The 2,438-nt window shown below is 70.8% G+C and carries 1 protein-coding gene and 1 pseudogene; both read left to right on the top strand.

Features of this window, described 5'->3' with window-relative positions; translation table 11 throughout:
- A pseudogene (locus AC04L7_RS16665) lies at nt 1-527 on the top strand (alpha-glucuronidase); the annotation flags it as partial.
- 80 nt (nt 528-607) lie between these two features.
- Nucleotides 608-2,438 (top strand): sialate O-acetylesterase (locus AC04L7_RS16660; RefSeq protein ID WP_475513454.1); only part of this gene is annotated, 1,831 nt, incomplete at its 3' end.

Genomic DNA, 2,438 nt, shown 5'->3' with positions numbered 1-2,438 from the left:
ACTATGGCCCGGGTCCGTGGGTCGACGGCGGTCCGCGGGCCGACTGGACCTCGGTGTACTACCACCGTGCGGACCGCGACGGCATCGGATTCGATCGCACCGCGTCGGGCAGCGATGCGGTGTCGCAGTACGCAGCGGACGTCGCACGCGGGTTCAACGACGTGGARCGCGTGCCGGAGCCGCTGCTGCTGTGGTTCCACCATGTGCGGTGGGATCGCCGCCTGCGCTCAGGCAGGCCGCTCTGGGACGAGCTGGTCCATCGCTACACGCGTGGCGTGCGGAACGTCGAGGCGATGCAGGCCACGTGGCAGCGCCTGGAGGGCAAGGTGGATGCGCCGCGCCATCGTCAGGTCGCCGCCTTCCTGCGCATCCAGCGCAACGAGGCGCAGTGGTGGCGCGATGCCAGTGTGGCGTACTTCCAGTCGCTCAACGGCCTTGCACTGCCGGCGGGCGAACAGCCGCCGCCGCATCCGCTGGCGTACTACCAGGCATTGCAGTTCCCGTTCGCACCGGGAGACGGACGATGAGGCTCCTGCTCCCGGGCCTCCTGGTCATCGCATCGTGGTGCGTTGCCGCGTCGCCGCCGGCACGCGGGCAGGCGGCAGGCATGGAGCCGCTGCTGCATCCCCTGTTCCAGGATCACGCCGTCCTGCAGCGCGACGTGCCGATCCGCGTGTGGGGTCAGGCGCGGGCGGGCGAAGCGGTCTCCGTGTCCTTCGCTCGCCAGACCGTCACCACCCGCGCCGATGCCGAGGGCCGGTGGAGCGCGCGCCTGCGTTCTCTGGCGGCCGGGGGCCCTTACGAACTGGTGGCCAGGGCAGGGCAGGTCACGCAGCGGGTGCGTGACGTGCAGCTGGGTGACGTGTGGCTGTGCTCGGGCCAGTCGAACATGGAGCTGCCGGTCTGGCGCGCGCTAGACGCGAACAGCGAGATCGCGTCGGGCGCCTATCCGCGCATCCGCCTGTTCAACGTCCCGCAGTCCGCAGCGGTGGTGCCGCAGTTGTCGTTCCAGGGCCGCGCGGCGTGGAACCCTGCCTCGCCGGAGACGGTGCGTGATTTCTCGGCGGCTTGCCTCTATTTCGCGCGCGAGTTGCAGAAGACGGTCGATGTGCCGGTGGGGCTGATCCAGGCGGCCTGGGGTGGATCGCGGATCGAAGCATGGATCGGCGCGTCCGCCCTTCGCGCCGGCGGCGGCCGGGACGAAGCCCTCGACGTGCTCGCGACCTATGCCGACGATCCCGTGGCGGCGCTTGCGCATTGGGGCAGGCAGTGGGAGCGCTGGTGGACAACGCGTCCGCACGCCGTTCCCGGCGACATGCCCTGGCAGCCCGGCGCGAGCGCCGGCGACTGGCACGATGCTCCTGCATCGCTGGGCGCGTGGGAGCGATGGAACGTGGCCGCACTCGCGGACTACAACGGCATGGTCTGGTACCGCACGCAGGTCACGCTCACGGCGGCGCAAGCGGTCGCCAGCGCGACGCTGGAACTGGCACCGGCCGACGAGACCGACATGACCTGGGTGAACGGCGTGGCGGTGGGCAGTCGCTACGGCGCAGGCGAACCGCGCCGTTACCCGCTGCCGGCCGGGCTGTTGAAGTCCGGCATCAACACGGTGGTGGTCAACGTGCTGGACACCTATCGCGACGGCGGGCTGGCCGGACCGGCGGACGCGCAGGCCCTGCGCTTTTCGGATGGCACACGCGTCGTGCTGGACACACCCTGGCAGTACCGCATTGCGCCGTCGGACACGTCGCCGCCTGGCGCACCCTGGCAGGCGGCCACGGGCCTGTCGACGCTGTACAACGGCATGATCGCGCCGCTGCATGATTACGGTGTGCGCGGCGTGCTCTGGTACCAGGGCGAGTCCAATACCGGTGAGGCCGCCGCATATGCGCCGTTGCTCCGCCTGCTGCGTGACGACTGGCGGCGCCGGTTCGGACCGCAGACGCCCTTTCTCGTCGTGCAGCTGGCGGGCTATGGCATGCCGCCGTCCTCACCCGTGGAAAGCGGTTGGGCCGAGCTGCGCGACGCGCAACGCCAGGTCGCCGCGGAAGATGCGCACTCCGGCCTCGCGGTCGCCATCGACATCGGCGATGCGTACGACATCCATCCGCCGAACAAGCAGGAACTCGGCCGGCGTCTCGCGCGCCTGGCTCGCCACGTGGTCTACGGCGAACGCACGCTTGCACCGTCCGGCCCCGTCGCACGTGCGGTGTCGCGCACGCAGGACGGCGTCGGCATCGCGTTCGACGACTTCACCGGCGCGCTGGCGACGACCGGCTCGGACCATCCCATCGGTTTCGAACTCTGCGATGCCACGCAGCGCTGCCGCTACGCCGATGCGCGCATCGAAGCCAGTCGGGTCGTAGTGCGCGGCCCTGCCGTCGCTGGCGCCACCCGCGTGCGCTACTGCTGGGCCGACGGCCCGGTATGCACGC

This window comes from Pseudoxanthomonas sp. LjRoot204_2, from assembly GCF_056175765.1.
This window is presented reverse-complemented; position numbering and strand designations above follow the sequence as displayed.